Below are 15,855 nucleotides of genomic sequence, written 5' to 3'. Positions count from 1 at the left end.
CGAAAGTCAGAAGAGCAGCAGGAGTCCGACAACGACGGCCGTCACGTAGACGGTGACCGCGCCGGCGTAGCGCACGAACTCCCGCCAGTCGAAGCCGTACAGCGAGAGGAGGCTCGCGAACAGGAAGCCCAGCCAGAGGTTCGACAGGCCCGCGCCGTACATCGTCGCGACGAGCGAGCCGACCAGATCGACGTCCGCGGCGGCGACTGCCGGCCCCTGGAGCACCCACAGGGAGCCCGGATCCGGAACCAGCAAGCCGAGCGCGAACGCGACGACGTAGGACGCCGCGGCCGGAACCCCGGTCGCGGCGATCGCGTCGCCGATCGTTCCGTAGAGTCCTGCCTCGTCGAGCAGCGCCCAGACGCCGGCGTAGAGCAGGAACGGGACCGCCACGTGGAGCGCCCACCGCGTCGCGTCCTCGGTCTTCTTTCTGAACGCCATCGGCGGCCCCTGGACCGCGAGTCCGAGGATCAACAGCGTAAACGCCAGCCACGGCAGCGTCAGCCGGCCGCCGGTCCCGAAGTACCATCCGGCGGAGATGAGGCCAACGGCGACTGCGAGCGCGGTGATGAGCCGCGAGTTCTCGAGGCGGTCGCCGACCTCCCAGTCCGCCGGCGGAACTGCCGGCGAGTAGTGGTCGAACGCCGCCGCGATCGACTCCGTCCTGTCGAGCAGCGCGTTTCGCTCGCCGAGGGTCGTGATCGCATCGTCGGTGCCGTCCGCCGCGTCCGCGTCCGGCGCCAGCACGACGAGGAGCGCGGGGAGCGTGAGCACGAATACGGCGGTCGAGACGAGGTTGACCGGATGCAACAGGAATTCTGACATCGCGATCGAGCCGACCTCGTCGACCATGAAATTCGCCAACCCGCTCTCGTCGGCCAGCATGAGGCCGCCGGGGCTCGAGAGACCCTGGTTCGTGAGCACGAGCGCGAGCAGGCTCGCGGTGAGCACGGCCGGGTAGTGGACGGCGATGCCGTTCTCTCGAGCGCGGCGACAGAGCCGCTGGCCGAGGTAAATGCCGCCGATCAGACCGAGCGCCCAGTTGAGCCAGCCCAGCAGCAGCGAGAGGACCCCAGTCGCGTAGATGACTCCCGCTTGGCTCGTCGGCAGAGCCGCGGCGAATCGGTCGAGCACTGCGCCGACCCGCGGGGATTCGACGAGCGCGGCGCCCAGTACCCAGTAGAGGATCAGCAGCATCTGGACGCTAAAGAGGTCGAAGAAGCCGGTCCCCAGCAACTCGAGTTGGGTCATCGGCTCGAGGAAGGGGACGGTCACGAGCAGCGCCAGCGCGGCGAGCACCACGGCGTTGCTCAGCGCCTCGGGGAAGTACCGGCCGAGGGTCGGGACGAACGCGTCGCGGTACCGGTCCGCGCGCGTCTCGCCTGCGGTTCCGCCGGCGTTCGCGCTCGAGTTCGGATTCGGATTCGAACTCGAACTCGAGGAGGTTGGTTCACCCGCCATCGCGATCACCCGAACACCCCGATCGCGAGCGCACCGGCGCCCAGCACGAGCCCGCTAAAGAGGAACAGGACGACGACGTAGCCCATCATGTCGCGGATCGAGAGGCCGGCGATCCCCAGCACGGGCAGCGCCCAGAACGGCTGGATCATGTTGGTCCACTGATCGCCCATCGCGAACGCGATGAGCATGTGGTTCATCTGGGTCCCCGAGATCTGCTGGGTGGCCGAGGCGTAGATCTCGCCCATGACGACCCACTGGCCGCCGCCGGAGGGGACGAAGAAGTTGACGATGCCGCCGGAGACGAACACGAACAGGTACCACGTCGTGTCGCTCGCGTACGCGGCGGCGGTCTCGGCGATCAGTTCGACCAGCCCGGAGAAGACCATGATGCCCATGATTCCGCCGTAGAACTGGAACTGGATGATGATCTGGCTGGCCCCCTTGATCGCCTCGTAGAAGACGTCGATGTAGCTGCGCAGCGTACCGTGCGCGAGGAAACCGAGGCCGAACATCACCGTGATGAAGACGTTGATGTCGAACACGTCCATGAACGGCTCCGTCGCGAACAGATAGCCCAGGTAGACCCAGATGAGCAGCCCCATCCCGAGACAGACGAGGCGGCTATCGAGCAGCATCTCCTTCAGCGCGGACTCGCGGGTCCGGTGTGGGAGCCGCGCGGCCGCGTCGGCGTTCGCGTTCGTGCCGCCGTCGGCCGCCATATCGCTGACGTCGGCGCCGCGAAGCTGTTCCTTCGGTACGGTCGTCGCGTTCTCCCGCCTGGGCGCCATCAGCGGCATGACGACGACGGTCACCAGGACGACGCCGGCGACGATCGCGAGGTTGAACGGGTGGAAAATCGTCTCCGAGACCGGGATCACGCCCATGCTCTCCTCGGCGAAGTGGCCCTCCGTCGCCGAGAGCAACAGCGAGGCGCCGGACAGGCCCTGATGCCACGGAAGCAGCCCCGCATAGGCCGCCGCGACCAGCAGCGGGTAGTGGACCTCGATCCCCTTCTCGTCCATCTCGATTCCGACCTCTCGGGCGAGGATGGCGCCGGCGATCAGGACGACGCCCCAGTGAAAGAGCCCGAGCAACTGGCCGCAGAGCGCGACGACGAAAATCGCCTGCAGCTGGCTGTCCGGAATCGCGGCGATCGATCGGAGGACGCGCTTGACCGGCGGCGAGTCCGCGAGCGCCCAGCCGGTCAGCAGGGCGAGCGACGCCTGCATCGAGAACCCGATCACCTCCCAGAAGCCCTCGCCCCAGTGGATCGCGACGTCGGCCGGCCCCTCGGGGGTGACCAGCACCGCGATGACCATCGTCAGAAAGGTCAGCAGGAGCGCGAAGATGAACGCGTCCGGGAGATACCGCTGGACGAGCCGACTCGAGACGTCGCCGAGCGCAGTGAAAAAGGCCCGAACCCGCCCGTGATCGTCGGCTCGAGCACTCATGGATACGATGGCGTCTGCGGCCGGTCGGCGTACGACGCGTCGTCCCCTGGCGATCGAACGGGCACCCGATGCACCATGTCTTGCCACGGACTGACACATTGATGGGGTTAAATCCGCTGCCTGTATGACACGATTACAGACGGCCCTTGGCGGCTGCAGGCCGAGAATTCAGGGGCTACTGCTGACGCCCCGCCGTCCGATAGCGATCATAGTAGCTGAAACCATCAGTTTCGGTACCGCTTATCGCCCCGTTCGAATCGGAATCGAGCGCGCGCTACCCTACTCGAGGCGCCGGTACAGCGCCATGACGTCGTCGATGTCCTCCTCGCCGTCGTTGTTGATGTCGTAGCGGCCCGGCATCGGTTCGGGATCGGTGATGTGACCCGCCCGTTCGATCGTCAGCGTCGCCGTCGCGTCGCCGACGGCCACCTCGTACTCGCCGGGTTCGACGACCTTCGCCCGGTGGCCGGGCACGTCGCCGGGGACGACCTCGAGCGTCGAGAGGTCGAGTTCGATCGTGACGGGTTCGCTCTCGCCGGCGCCGACGTGGACGCGCTCGAAGCCCATTAGGCGGCGGTGGGGCTGGAGGACCGACCCGTAGGACTCGGTGTTGTACACCTCGACGATGTGGTCGCCGGCCACGTCGCCGGTGTTGTGGACGGTGACCTGCGCCGTGACCGTCGGCGTCGACGCCGGATCGGCGACGGTCGCCGGCGACAGCGAGAGGTCCGAATACTCCCAGTCGGTGTAGGAGAGGCCGTGGCCGAACTCGAACTGGACCAGCTGGTCCTCGGCGCCGACGGACTGGCGCGGCGGGTAGTCGTCGTAGAACTGGGGCACGTGGCCGACGTTGCCTTCCCAGGTGAACGACAGCTTGCCGGAGGGGTTGTAGTCGCCGAACAGGGTGTCAGCGACCGCGACGCCGGTGTCGCTACCGGGCTGACCGGCAAAGAGCACCGCGTCGAGGTGGTCGAAGGTTTCGGCGGTCCCGCGCGGACTGCCGGCGAGGATGACGCCGACGAGCGGCACGTCGTCGTCGGTTGACTCGGCGACGAGTTCGACGAGTTCCCGCTGGGCCTCGGGGAACCGCATCTTGTCGCGGTCGCCGAAGCCCTCGTTGTGCGGCCCCTCGCCGAGGACGATCACGACCGCATCCGACCGGGGTGCGGCGTTTCGGATCGCCGCCGCCTGCTCGTCGGTCACGTCGAAGAAGCCGTTGTCGAAGTTCTCGTAGATGCTCTCGTACGGTGCCGCGCGGAACTCGGTCGGGACGTGCGTGAGCCGGTCGCCGAGTCGAGCGGCCAGCCCGTCCTCGATCGTGTTCTGGCGCGGCCGCGGCCCGTCCTCGGTGAGGTCGCCGTCCTCGATTCCCTGCCAGCCCAGCGTCCAGCCGCCGTGTTGCATCAGGAACCGGTTCGGCGTCCCGTCCTCGACGCCGGGCCCGGTCAGGAGGACACGTTCGGTGCCCTCGAGCGGCAGGGCGTCGTTTTCGTTTTTCAGAAGGACGAGCGACTCCTTGGCCAACTGCTCGGAGACGCTCTGGGCACCGCCGACGAGTTCGGTGATCTGATCTTCGGGAACGATCGGCTCCTCGAACAGCCCCAGTTCGAGCTTGAGCTCGAGGATGCGCCGCACCGAGGCGTCGATCCGCGCTTCCGAGAGTTCGCCGCTCTCGACGAGGTCGATCACGGTTTCGATGAAGTCCGCGGGAGCGACCTCGCCGCCGCACATGTGCATGTCGACGCCGGCGGCGATTCCCTGCTTGACCGCCTCGCGCCAGCCGTCCTCCGTGTCGGGCAGGTACTCGTGGTTTGAGACGAGCCGGTAGAAGTCGTCCCAGTCGCTCAGGATGACGCCGTCGAAGTCGAAGCGCTTGCGGAGCACCTGGATCAGCAGCCAACTCGAGGCGTGGGCCGGCTTGCCGTTGACCGCGCCGCTGTTGACCATCACCGTCTTCGCCTCCTCGAGCGCGCGCTCGTAGGCCGGGAGCTGTCTGGTGCGAAGGTCGCGCATCGACGTGCGAACGTGGGCGCGGTCCTTACCGGTGTTCGGCGTCCCGTACCCGGCGAAGTGTTTGACCGTCGCGGCGACGCGGCCGTTCCGTTCGAAGCCGCGGGCGCGGGCCTTCCCCATCTCGCCGAGCAGCATCGAATCCTCGCTGTGACCTTCGAAGAACCGGCCCCAGCGCATGTCCCGCAGCAGGTCGACCGTCGGGCCGAAGATCCAGTGGCCGCCCATGGCCGCGATTTCGGCGCCGGTGTGCGTCGCCGCGTCCTCGACGAGGTCGATGTCGCGGGTCATCCCCATGTTGAGCCGCTGCGGGAAGCTCGTACAGCCGTCGAGCAGCGTGTTTCCGTGGAGCGCGTCGCCGCCCCAGATGAACGGAATTCCGGTGCCGTTGTTGGCCACGTTGTACTGCTGGAGCCGATTCAACCCGGCGACGAACTCCTCGCCGTCGTAGGTCGGGCCGGAGGCGCCGCCGTTGAGGATCGAGCCGACGTGGAGTTCGGTAAAGAGTTCGCCGAGCGTCGCCGGCTCCTCGTGATCGTTGAACGCCGTCTCGGGGCCGAACCCCTCGCCGAGATCGTCGATCGCGACCTGAGTCATCTGGCCGACCTTCTGCTCTATGGTCATCTCCTCGAGCAGGCGGTCGAGGTCGATCGAGCGGCGGTCGCCGCCCGTCGACGCAGCCGCGCTGTTCGCGCCGAGCCCGACGCCCGACGCCGCCGTCGCGGCGCCGGTGGCCTTCATGAACGTCCGCCGCGACTCGTCTACTTCGGCCGATTCTGTCGCCTGTGAGTTACCGTCCGTCATGCGGGGCGGTAACGGAACTCGAAATATAATAAACATTTTCAGCGTACAATCGAATACGGTCGCGGTGCGGTTCGTATCGGCGAGATACAGGTCGGATACGGCTCGACTACTCGTCGGCGAGCGGCCCGCTCGAGTGACGGCGCGTCTCGGTCGGGTCGAGTCCGACACTGCGCGAGTCGAGCTTACCGACTCGAGTCGTCGATCCCGTGCAGCCGACGACTCGGTTACTGCTCCCAATCGATCGCCTCCGTCCGCTCGGCGCGTCGGAGGATGAACGGCCCGAGGGAACCGGTTCGCTTCGAAATCGTCGCAATTCGAAGGACGTAGGCCGCTAACAGGAAGAACGGCACGAGCGAGAGTGTCGCGCTGGTGCTGACGACCCACACCAGATTATCCACGCCGAGCGTCGTTCCCGGTACCGACTCCTGATCGAGGTACAGCACTGTCGCCGTCGCGGCCACCACGCCGGGGAGCCCGGCGTACAGGATCGACCGCGTGAGATGGACCAGTTCCCACTGGAAGTACAGCGACTTGAAGTGCTCGAGCGCCGGGCCGAACAGCGTCAGGCTGTCGATCAGGTCGTCGAACGCCGCCAGTTCGTCCTCGCCGAGGCTGTCCTCGTGTTCGTGGCGCAACCGCCTGACCGCGTAGATCTTCCAGGAGTAGTTGTAGTTCAGTCCCGACCGCAGCACGCCGAACTCGCCGAACGTAGAGGTCTCGAGCTGCGAGCGGATCTCCTCGGAGTTGCGACAGACGTTCTCGACCAGCCGCTCGGTCCGCCGTCGGAGTTGGTCGTCGTCGCTATCGGCGACCGCGTCCCGCAGCGCCTCGGCCCGGTCGCTGCTCGTCTGCACGAGCGCCTGCAGGAACTGCGACGGGTCGGGCGGGCCGACCGAGCCGAACAACTCCTCGACGCTGCGGCGGTACTCCATCGCCTCGTCCATCCACGCCTGCTGGTCGCCCAGCCGCCCGAGCTCCTGGGAAAGTACCAGTTGGTTGATCGAGACGACGAGCGTCACGCCGGTGAGAATTGCGGCGACCAGCGCCTGAAACGCCGTATCGATCGGCGTTCCGCTCTCCATCGCTGCCCGGAGCGGCATGGCGACCGTGCCGAGGCCGACGAAGGTCGCGAAGGCCGCGACCGAGAGCACCCCCGCGAGCAGCCACCGGTCGGCATCGAGCAAGAACCAGTGTGCGACCGAGCTCTCGCCCGTTCGCCCCCTGAGCGTGTCCCGCGACAGCGGGCCGTCCTCGTCCATACGGCCCGTTCGGTCGCCGGACGAAAAGCGGTTCAGCTTGAAGCCTCGCCCTCGAGCGCTCGGCAGTTCGGCCGGAGAGCGGGTGTCTACTCCTCGCCGTCGAACCCGCCCCGATGGACGATCTCCTCGAGTGGCTTCCGATCGCTCGGCTGCTCGCGCTCCCGGAGGTCGTCCGGCAGCGTCTTCGGCGGGGCGCGCTCGCCGATCGCGGCCATCGCCTGCACCTCGTACGCTTCGGGCACGTCGAGTTCCTCGGCCGCTCGTTCGTAATCGAAGCCGGCCACCGGATGGACGGCGAGGCCGCGGCGCGTCCCCTCGAGCGCGAGGTTCTGCCAGGCGGCACCGGTGTCGAAGGCGTGTGTGGGCGCCGGCTCGTCGTTGTGGTCGAACGTCGTCTTCGAGACGATGACCACGAGGACGGCCGCGTCGGTCGCCCACGCCTGATTCATCTCGTTGAGCAGGCCGACGAAGGTGTCCCACTCCTCGTCCTCGCGGTCGGCGTACAGAAACCGCCAGTGCTGGTTGTTAAAGGCCGAGGGCGCCCAGCGGGCAGCTTCGAACAGCGGAAGATACTCGGCTTCCGCGAGCGGGTCGCCGGTCATCGCGCGGGGCGACCAGCGGTTGACGAAGAGCGGATCGACGTCGTGCTCGGGGTCGCGGTGTTCGGCGACTTCGTCGCGGAGTCCGTCTCGTTTCGACGCGGTCTCTTGCATGGCAGTTTGTTTCGGCTCGATATACGTGTATTTTCCCGGACGGCGGGGTGACCAGGTAACGGTCGCGTCGCCGGATCGTGTTCTCGTGTGACGGACGAACGATTCACTACCGATCTCGAGAGTCGGTGAAAGGGACGGCGAAAAGTGAGAGAAAAGGAGGAGCCGACGCTACAGCGGTCGACCGATCAGTCGTCCGCCGTCGCGGCCGTGCCGCGTTCGATGTCGATGTTGCCCTCGTCCAGGTCCCGTTCGACGTTGCGGGCCGCCTCCACCATGTTCGCCATCTTGCCGTAGGCGACCTCGCGGGGCAGCAGCTTCACGCCGCAGTCCGGCGAGACGACCAGTTGCTCGGGCGGGACGACCTCGAGGCCCTTCTTGATGTTCGCCTCGATCTGCTCGACGGACTCGACCTCGGCGACGTGGGCGTCGCAGACGCCGAGGGCGAGGTCCTTCGTGAAGTCGGGGTCCTTGAAGACGTCCAACTGCTCGTAGTCGCCGTTGGCGAGCTCGAGGTCGAACTCGTCGACGGGGAACTCGAGGATTTCGGGGTAGATACGGGAGTAGTCGCCGTAACAGACGTGCAGGCCGATGCGGACCTCCTCGGGGATGTCGGCGACGATGCGCTCTAAACACTCGCCGACGATGGCGTGGTCGTCGGGCGTGGTCGCGAGGGCGGGCTCGTCGATCTGGATGTAGCGGGCGCCGGCGTCGACGAGCTTCTCGATCTCCTCGTTGACGAGGTCGGCCAGATCGTAGGCGAGTTCCTCGTCGTCGTCGTAGGCCTCGTTAAAGGACCAGTTCGCGAGCGTGTAGGGGCCCGTGATCGGGACCTTGACCGGACGGTCGCTGGCGGCGGCGGTGAACTCGTACTCGTCGACGAGCCAGGAGTCGTCGTACTCGACCTCCGAGACGACGGAGGGCTTGTCGAAGTAGTTGTGGCCCCAGACCTTGACCGGGCCGTTGAACTCGTAGCCCTCGATGCGGTGGGCGAAGAACTCGACCATCTCGTTGCGCCGCATCTCGCCGTCGACGACCACGTCTAGGCCGGCGCGCTCGTGTTCGTCCGTGATCAGGCGGGCGGCGTCGTCCTTTGCCTCCTGCCAGTCGTCCTCGTCGAACTCGTGGTCCTCGTCCTGGTACAGCTCCTTCGCACGATTTAGCCACTTGGGCTTGGGGTAGGAGCCGACGACGGTCGTCAGCAGGAAGTGGTCGTTCTCGTGATCCTCGGGTCGGAACTGGTCCTTGTTTTCGTTCGAACTCATGCTGCTTTCACCTCCGCGAGGGCCGCGGCTTCGGCAAGGATCTCGAGCTTTTCCTCGAACTTGCCGTAGGGGAGATAGAACGTCTCGGTGTTGGTCGTCAGGTAGACCGTCTCGAACTCGGCGACGGGCAGCTGGTCGTAGACCCACTCGACGCGGTCGCGGATCGCTTCGGGGTCCTCGACGAGCGTGTTCTGGCCGTCCGCCAGACCCAGCGAGACGTCGTCGGTCGCGCCGTACTCCTGAATGTTGTAGAGGTTGTCGTCCTGCTCAGCGACGAAGTCGAAGCCGACCGCGTCGATATCGGCGTCGAGCAGGTGCGCGTAGACCTTCTCCTCCAGGGCGCCCCAGTAGGGCTGGACGACGACGTCGGCGTTCGTGGCGCCGGCGACCTGATCGATCGCCTCGCTGGCGCGCTCGTCGAGGCCGTCTTCGGGCGCCGACTCGACCAGCGAGGGCTCGAGCAGGAACAGCGTCTCGTGCTCGGGGAAGGCGTCGACTTCGCCCTCGAGGAAGTCGGCGATCGCGCCGAGGAACTCGGCTTCGTCGCCGTACTGCTCGTCGGTCGCGAGGTCGGCCAGCGAGTACGGGCCGGGAAGGACGGCCTGCAGGTCGTCGTCCTCGGCCAGCAGTTCCGAGGCGGCCTCGAGTTCCGAGGCGACGTCGCCGGAGAAGTCCAGGTCGTCCTGCACGACGGGCTCCCGGTAGAAGTTGTTGTTGTCGTAGTAGCGGACGATGCCGCGGGTCTCGACGGCGTCGTGGACGGCAAGCGGGTGCGCGAGCATGTCGTCCCAGCGCAGTTGGCCCTCGACGATGCGGTCGAGGTCGGCGTCCTGCTGGACGCCGATCACTTCCTCGCGGGCCTCCTCGTAGGCCGCGGTGATCTCCTCGCTTTCGTCGCCGCTGATGAGGTCGTGTTTCTGGTGCCCCTTGAGGTCCGAAAGGTCGTCTTTCGCCCAGTCCGGGAGCGGATAGAGCCCCGGCGTGGTCGAAACGTAGTCGGTCATCGTAGGCATCGGTAAGCTATACCGACGCTTAATATTTTCCATACCATCTAATGCCCCCCAGTAATCAATGCGAGAAAATAGTGACAGAAGTCGCTGGTTCATCCGTCGATACGGACGGGACGTCGCCGAAAATTCGCGCACCGACGTGACTCTTCCTCGATTGGCCCGACTGCCCTCGAGCGAGTCGCCGTTTCCCGTCGCCGCTGGTCGACTGTTGTCCGATTCGAGTCACTCGAGCGCCAGCAACGCGTACGTTTCGTCGTCGACTTCCGCGATCACGTAGAGGACGCCGTCGTCGAGCACCGGGCCCGGGCCGACGCGACCGGCGAACGCCCGCTCGAACCGGAGCGCGGGGCCGTCGGCCGGGTCGTCCCCCGGCGTCGGGTCGAGCGCCCGTAGTCGATCCCCGCCGACGAAGACGGTGTCCCGGCCGTAGGCCGGCGCTGTGCGTATCCAGTCGCCCGTCGCGTATGTCCAGTACCGATCGCCGGTCTCAGAATCGAGCGCGTGGAGTTCCTGACTGCCGACGCCGAGGACGATCCCGTCGACGAGCCCGATTCCGTGTTTGATCCAGCCGGTGTCAGTCGTCCAGTCGGTCGTTGCATCGGACGTCGTCCCCTCGTCCATCAGTGCGTACGTCTGCGCGTCCTGGCAAGAGATGTAGAGCGAGTCGGGTCCGGCCGTCGGCGGACACATCGGCGGCGCGGGGAGTTGCCACCGCCGCCAGCCCATGCCGTTCTCCTCGAGCAGGTAGACCTCGCCGGCCTCGGTCGCAAGGGCGAATCCGTAGCCCATGAAGACGGCCGGATGATCGAGGAGTCGTCCGTACACCTGGCGTCGCCACTCGACAGCGCCGTCGGCCGGATCGAGCGCGACGACCTGTTCGCCCGCCCCACAAACCAGACGGCGGCCGGCGTACGTCGCCGGCGTCGTCACCCGGCCGGGCGTGTCGAACTCGCGAACCCACAGCCGCTCGCCCGTCGCAGCCTCGAGGGCCTGGAGGCCGCCGCGCGTCGGGACGTAGGCCACGTCGTTCCAGAGCAGCGGCGATGCCCAGACGTCCTCGAGCGTCCACAGTTCCGTCCCGTCGGCAGCGTCGAAAACCCGGAGCGTCCGGTGATCCGTCTGATAGACCCGGCCGTCAGCAACGACGGGTTCGTGCTGGGTGAACCCGGAAACCTCGACGCGCCAGCGCTCGCTGACGACGTCGACCGGCGCTTCGCCGTCGGCGACCGCGCGGGTATTGGCCGCGTTACAGCCGAAGGTAGACCAGTCGCCGGTGGCGCCGGCAACGTGTCCGTCGGGGTCGGGCAGTTCGTCGACGCCGGACGGCGGCGGATCGTCCGGTTCCGGAGTCGAAGTCGCTGTCCGCGACAACGCTGAGCATCCGGTGAGCGCGAGGTTCCCGGCGACGGCGGTCGTCAGAAACGTCCGTCTAGAGGGCATGTCCGTTCGGTCGACTTCTCAAACCAGGAATAAGTATTTTGAGGAGCGACGCGGTCTCCGAAACGGCTCGAGGACGGCACCGTCCCGACCAGGAAACGCCTCGGCGACGGCGATGGAGGGTTCGAAACCGTCTCGCCGGGGCGCTCGAGTTGCGGGAGGGACTGCGTTCGAAGCGGTACGCGTGGACTCGATTCCACCGACGACGACACTCGTCGCGCTCCAACATTCAGGAAATGGTTGATAATTGCTAACACGCACGTTATTGAACGATCCGGTATATGGCTCCCGTTACCACACCACTGCAGATCGGCGGACAGGCACCGCTCATCGCGCTCGTCGTGGGGATCGCGACGATCGTTCTCCTGCTGGTCGTCCTCGACTTGCCGCCGTTCATCGCGCTGGTCGTCTCGGGGCTCGCCGTAGGCGTCGTCGCGCCGGCCATCGCGTTCGCCGACGTCCCCAGCGAGTTCGCGGGGGCGTTCGGCGAAAACATGGCGGGGATCGGGATTCCGATCCTGATGGCGGCGATCATCGGAAAAGCGATGATCGAGAGCGGCGCTGCGGACCGTATCGTCCGGTTCTTCAACGGCGTGTTCGGCCAGGAGAACTCCGAGGTGTCGCTGTTCAGCAGCGGCTTCGTCATGTCGATCCCGGTCTTCTTCGATAACGTGTTCTACCTGCTCGCGCCGCTCGCACGGGCAGCCCGGTCGCGAACCGGGCGAAACTACGCCCTGTTTATCGTCGCTATCGGCGCGGCCGGAGCGGTCACCCACGGGTTCGTCCCGCCGACTCCCGGCCCGCTGCTCGCGGCCGGCGAGGTCGGCGCCGACCTCGGGTCGACGATCCTCATCGGACTGCTCACGGGGCTGCCGACCGCGCTGGTCGCAGGACTGGGATACGGCTACTGGATCAACAACCGCATCGAGATTCCGCTGCGCGACGCGATGGGAACGACGGTCGCGGAGATCGAGGAGAAAGTCGAGACGCCGACCAGCGAACTGCCGGGGCTGTTCGAAGCCCAGCTACCGATCTTCCTCGCCGTCGCGCTCGTCGCTTCGAACACCGTCGTCGAGACCGCCCTCGGCGAGGACAGCGCCCTCGCCGGCTTCACCGGGTTCATCGGCGATCCGAACTTCGCGCTGACGGTGGCCGCGCTGTCGGCGGCGTTTACCTACTACCGGATGAGCGACCTCTCGAGCGACGACTTCTCGGACGAGCTCACGGAGGCCCTCAAGAGCGGCGGGAACATCGCGGCGATCACGGCCGCCGGCGGCGCGTTCGGGTACATGCTCCAGCAGGCCGGTGCGGGTGATTTCATCGCCGGCGGCCTCCAGGAAATCGGTCTCGGCGTCATCGCGACGGCGTGGCTGATCGCGGCCGGCGTCCGCGTCGTTCAAGGCTCAGCGACGGTCGCGATCACCACGACGGCCGGCATCGCGGCGCCGCTGACCGACGCCATGGCCGCCAATCCCGCCTACCTCGTGATGGCGATCGGTGCCGGCGCGACCTTCTGCTCGTGGTACAACGACAGCGGCTTCTGGATCGTCAAGGAGATCGGCGGGCTCACCCAGGCGGAGACGCTGAAGACGTGGACCGTCTCGACAATTCTCATCGGGGTCGTCGGCCTCATCAGCACGCTCGTCTTCTCGACGATCCTGCCGCTGGCTTAGCGGAATAGCTCGAGGACGGTCAGCGTCTCGAACGGGAACGACTCGTCGGCGACGGCGGCGGCGCTGAATCCTTCCTCGCCGGCCCGTTCGACGACCTCGTCGACGCCGGTGAGGCTGCTGACCAGCAGGTAGACGACCCCGTCTGGTGCGAGCACTCGGCCGACGTTCTCGAGGAACGGATCGATGACCGCGCGACCGTCCTCGCCGCCGGACAGCGCGCGTTCCATCCAGTCGTCCCACTCGTTTTCGGGGTTGGTCGGCAGGTACGGCGGGTTGAACAGGACGGCGTCGAACGCCTCGTCGGCGAACGGCGAGACGAGGTCCGCCCGGACCGTCTCGAGACCCTCCTCGCGGGCCTGCCGGACGGCGTGGGGGTTCAGATCCGACGCGATCACGCGAGCCGTTGTCTCCTCGTCGACGCGGCGGGCGACGTACCCCGAGCCGGTGCCGACCTCGAGAACGAGCGGAGGGTCGGCATCGGACTCGTCGTCGTTCTCGTTGAGTCGTTCGCAGGTCGTCGCGGCCAGCAGTTGCGAGTCTTCGGCCGGCTGGTACACCTCGGTCTCGACGTCGCGTCGGTCGCTGAGATCCATGTTAGTTCCCCTCCGGTGGCGTTAGTTGCTGTTCGCGGTCGCCGTCGGCGCCGGCCGATTCCGCTCCGTCGCCGGCGATCCGGAAGCCGCCGGTTTCGGCCCGTCCCGACAGTTCCTGCTGCGGGAAGGGGATCTTGATCCCCTCGTCGTCGAACGCGTCCTTGATCGCGTTGATCGCGGCGGTGCGAGCCCGCCAGTGGCGTCTGGCGCTCGGCTTGTCGATCCAGAACCGCACGCCGAGGACGATTGCCGAGTCCCCGAACTCCTTCCCGACGACCTGCGGTCCCGGCGCGGCCAGCGAGTACTCGAGGTCACCGACGACCGATTCGGCGATTTCAGCGGCGTGCTCGAGGTCGGTTTCGTAGTCGACGCCGACCTCGACCTCGAGCCGCAGTCGCCCGCGCCGCGACCGGTTCGTCACCGTGCTCGAGGAGATGACGTCGTTGGGGATCATGACGTACTCGCCGTCGAAGCTCCGCAGGCGGGTGTTGACGATCGAGATGTCGGTGACGATCCCCTGCTCGTCCTCGACTTCGATCCAGTCGCCGATCTCGAACGGGCGGGCGAACATCAGGACGAAGCCGGCGAGCACCGTGCCGAGCGTCTGTCGGGCGGCCATACCGACGACGATACCGAGGAAGCCGGCCCCGACCAGCAGGCCGCCGAGGTCGTCGACCCAGTAGCCGAGGACGACGACCAGCGACACCGACCAGATGATCACTTGCGTGATCCGATGGGTGATCTCGCGCTGGTGGTCCGTAACGGCCGAGGACGACCCGAGCACTTCGTCGAGGATCTGGCGGAGGAACCGTGTGAAGAGGTAGGTGGCGATGAGGAGGATGATCGAGACGATCGTCTTCGCGAGGACGTCCTCGCCGAACCCGAGTTGCTGCTGATAGATGTCGACGATCGTGTTGGCCTGCTCCCAGACGCCGAGGACGACGGCAGCCGTCCCCGCGCAGGTACCGACGAGAATCGTCGTCGAGATGAGCTCCCCGTACACCGATCGCAGCCGCTCGCTCAGTTGCGTCTGCAACTGCCGGTACGAGAGGAGCACGAACAGCAGGAGTCCGACGGCGGCGAAGGTGACGACGAGCTTGAGTTCCGTCGTCTGGACCAGCTCTCCCCCCAGCCGGTCGAGTTCGGTCAGTGCCCCTACCATGATGATCGTCGTCTCTCGAGCGAATCGTCCGCGCAGCTTTGAGTATTCGTCGGTCGGCGCTCGAGTCGACGACCGTGCCAGCGAGTCGCTATCAGTCGTCCGCCGGCTCGCCGACCTCGAGTGCCAGTTGCGCCAGCGCGGCGAACTCCTGCGGTTCCATCGCGTCCGCTCGCTTCTGCAGTAGGTCCTCGTCGGCCGCCTCGACGACCGCGTCGGGTGCCTCGAGGTTCGTGATGTGGGCCGTGTTCCGGATCGCGTTCCGGATCGTCTTCCGGCGCTGCGTAAAGAGGGCCTTCACGAACCGCAGGAAGAACTCCTCGTCGTCGACCTCGTAGTCGGGCTCTCGCGGCACCGCGCGAATCACCGCGCTCTGGACCGCCGGCGGCGGGGAGAAGGCCTCCTTCGGGATCGACTCGACGATTTCCACGTCGGCGTAGTGCTGGGTCGAAACCGACAACCGGCCGTACTCCGAGGTGCCGGGTTCGGCGACCATCCGCTCGGCGAACTCCTGCTGGAACATCAGCACGAGCGGCTTCCCTTCCGGCAGCAGGCGGAAGGCGATCTCGCTCGAGACGCCGTAGGGAAGGTTCGACACCGAGGCCGTGAAGTCGGGCAGATCGACCTCGAGGGCGTCTCCCTCGATCACGGTGAGTTGCCCGTCGTCGATCGCCTCGCGAAACTCCTCCCGCAGGAAGGCGGCGAGCTTTCGGTCGCGCTCGACGACCGTCACCGCGTCCGCGATCGCGAGGAGGCGGTCGGTCAGCGCCCCCGTTCCGCCGCCGATCTCGAGTAGGTGGCTTGTATCGGCGTCGATCTCCTCTAAATAGGTCGGCAGCCGATCGAGGACGCGGTCGTCGACGAGGAAGTGCTGGTCGCGGTCCGGATCGCCGCGGACGCCGGCCCGGGCGATCAGCGCGTCGGGGTCTCTCATTGCCGGCGGTTGGGCGGGGGTGCGTGTAAACGCACCGTCTCGGGGTTCCGCTCGAGCGGATCGCAGTCGCCAGCCTCGAGGTTCGCACC

General features: G+C 66.8%; 12 protein-coding genes. 1 reads left to right on the top strand and 11 read right to left on the bottom strand.

Annotated elements, in window-relative coordinates; genetic code table 11:
* Window positions 1-6: 6 nt before the first annotated feature.
* The 8 genes from ATJ93_RS10195 to ATJ93_RS10160 all read right to left on the bottom strand — a co-directional run bounded on the left by ATJ93_RS10195 (window position 7) and on the right by ATJ93_RS10160 (window position 11,410).
* Window positions 7-1,461 (bottom strand): TIGR00366 family protein, encoded by a 1,455-nt coding sequence (locus tag ATJ93_RS10195; protein WP_120245241.1) that lies wholly within the window; start codon window positions 1,459-1,461, stop codon window positions 7-9.
* Window positions 1,462-1,466: 5 nt separating this feature from the next.
* On the bottom strand, window positions 1,467-2,912 hold the full coding sequence (locus ATJ93_RS10190) for a short-chain fatty acid transporter (protein ID WP_120244542.1): 1,446 nt from the start codon (window positions 2,910-2,912) through the stop codon (window positions 1,467-1,469).
* Window positions 2,913-3,191: 279 nt separating this feature from the next.
* Complete coding sequence (locus ATJ93_RS10185; protein WP_120244541.1) at window positions 3,192-5,726, bottom strand: glycoside hydrolase family 3 protein; 2,535 nt, start codon at window positions 5,724-5,726, stop codon at window positions 3,192-3,194.
* A gap of 224 nt (window positions 5,727-5,950) precedes the next feature.
* Window positions 5,951-6,985 carry a hypothetical protein gene (locus ATJ93_RS10180; RefSeq protein WP_120244540.1) on the bottom strand — a complete coding sequence of 345 codons (1,035 nt, stop codon included), beginning with the start codon at window positions 6,983-6,985 and terminating at the stop codon, window positions 5,951-5,953.
* 86 nt (window positions 6,986-7,071) lie between these two features.
* Entirely contained in the window at window positions 7,072-7,698 is a 627-nt protein-coding gene (locus ATJ93_RS10175) for a nitroreductase family protein (protein ID WP_120244539.1), read from the bottom strand.
* A 185-nt stretch (window positions 7,699-7,883) separates the two neighbouring features.
* On the bottom strand, window positions 7,884-8,960 hold the full coding sequence (locus ATJ93_RS10170) for a methionine synthase (protein ID WP_120244538.1): 1,077 nt from the start codon (window positions 8,958-8,960) through the stop codon (window positions 7,884-7,886).
* On the bottom strand, window positions 8,957-9,964 hold the full coding sequence (locus tag ATJ93_RS10165; RefSeq protein ID WP_120244537.1) for a 5-methyltetrahydropteroyltriglutamate--homocysteine methyltransferase: 1,008 nt from the start codon (window positions 9,962-9,964) through the stop codon (window positions 8,957-8,959). Before ATJ93_RS10165 ends, ATJ93_RS10170 begins: the two co-directional genes overlap by 4 nt.
* A gap of 228 nt (window positions 9,965-10,192) precedes the next feature.
* Window positions 10,193-11,410 carry an outer membrane protein assembly factor BamB family protein gene (locus ATJ93_RS10160; RefSeq protein WP_120244536.1) on the bottom strand — a complete coding sequence of 406 codons (1,218 nt, stop codon included), beginning with the start codon at window positions 11,408-11,410 and terminating at the stop codon, window positions 10,193-10,195.
* A 278-nt stretch (window positions 11,411-11,688) separates the two neighbouring features.
* Here ATJ93_RS10160 and ATJ93_RS10155 point away from each other — a divergent pair, with 278 nt between their 5' ends.
* Window positions 11,689-13,080 carry a GntP family permease gene (locus ATJ93_RS10155; protein ID WP_120244535.1) on the top strand — a complete coding sequence of 464 codons (1,392 nt, stop codon included), beginning with the start codon at window positions 11,689-11,691 and terminating at the stop codon, window positions 13,078-13,080.
* Here ATJ93_RS10155 and ATJ93_RS10150 read toward each other — a convergent pair.
* From ATJ93_RS10150 to ATJ93_RS10140, 3 genes are all read right to left on the bottom strand, one after another.
* On the bottom strand, window positions 13,077-13,673 hold the full coding sequence (locus ATJ93_RS10150; protein ID WP_120244534.1) for a HemK2/MTQ2 family protein methyltransferase: 597 nt from the start codon (window positions 13,671-13,673) through the stop codon (window positions 13,077-13,079). The genes ATJ93_RS10155 and ATJ93_RS10150 overlap by 4 nt on opposite strands.
* Before the next feature lies 1 nt (window position 13,674).
* Window positions 13,675-14,835, bottom strand: coding sequence for a mechanosensitive ion channel family protein (locus tag ATJ93_RS10145; RefSeq protein ID WP_120244533.1), 1,161 nt, complete (start codon window positions 14,833-14,835; stop codon window positions 13,675-13,677).
* A gap of 91 nt (window positions 14,836-14,926) precedes the next feature.
* Window positions 14,927-15,766, bottom strand: coding sequence for a 16S ribosomal RNA methyltransferase A (locus ATJ93_RS10140; RefSeq protein ID WP_120244532.1), 840 nt, complete (start codon window positions 15,764-15,766; stop codon window positions 14,927-14,929).
* Between the last annotated feature and the right edge of the window lie 89 nt (window positions 15,767-15,855).

The organism is Halopiger aswanensis (assembly GCF_003610195.1).
In the GTDB taxonomy this organism is placed as follows: domain Archaea; phylum Halobacteriota; class Halobacteria; order Halobacteriales; family Natrialbaceae; genus Halopiger; species Halopiger aswanensis.
The sequence above is the reverse complement of the archived record's forward strand: the minus strand, read 5'-3'. Positions and strand labels throughout refer to the sequence as shown.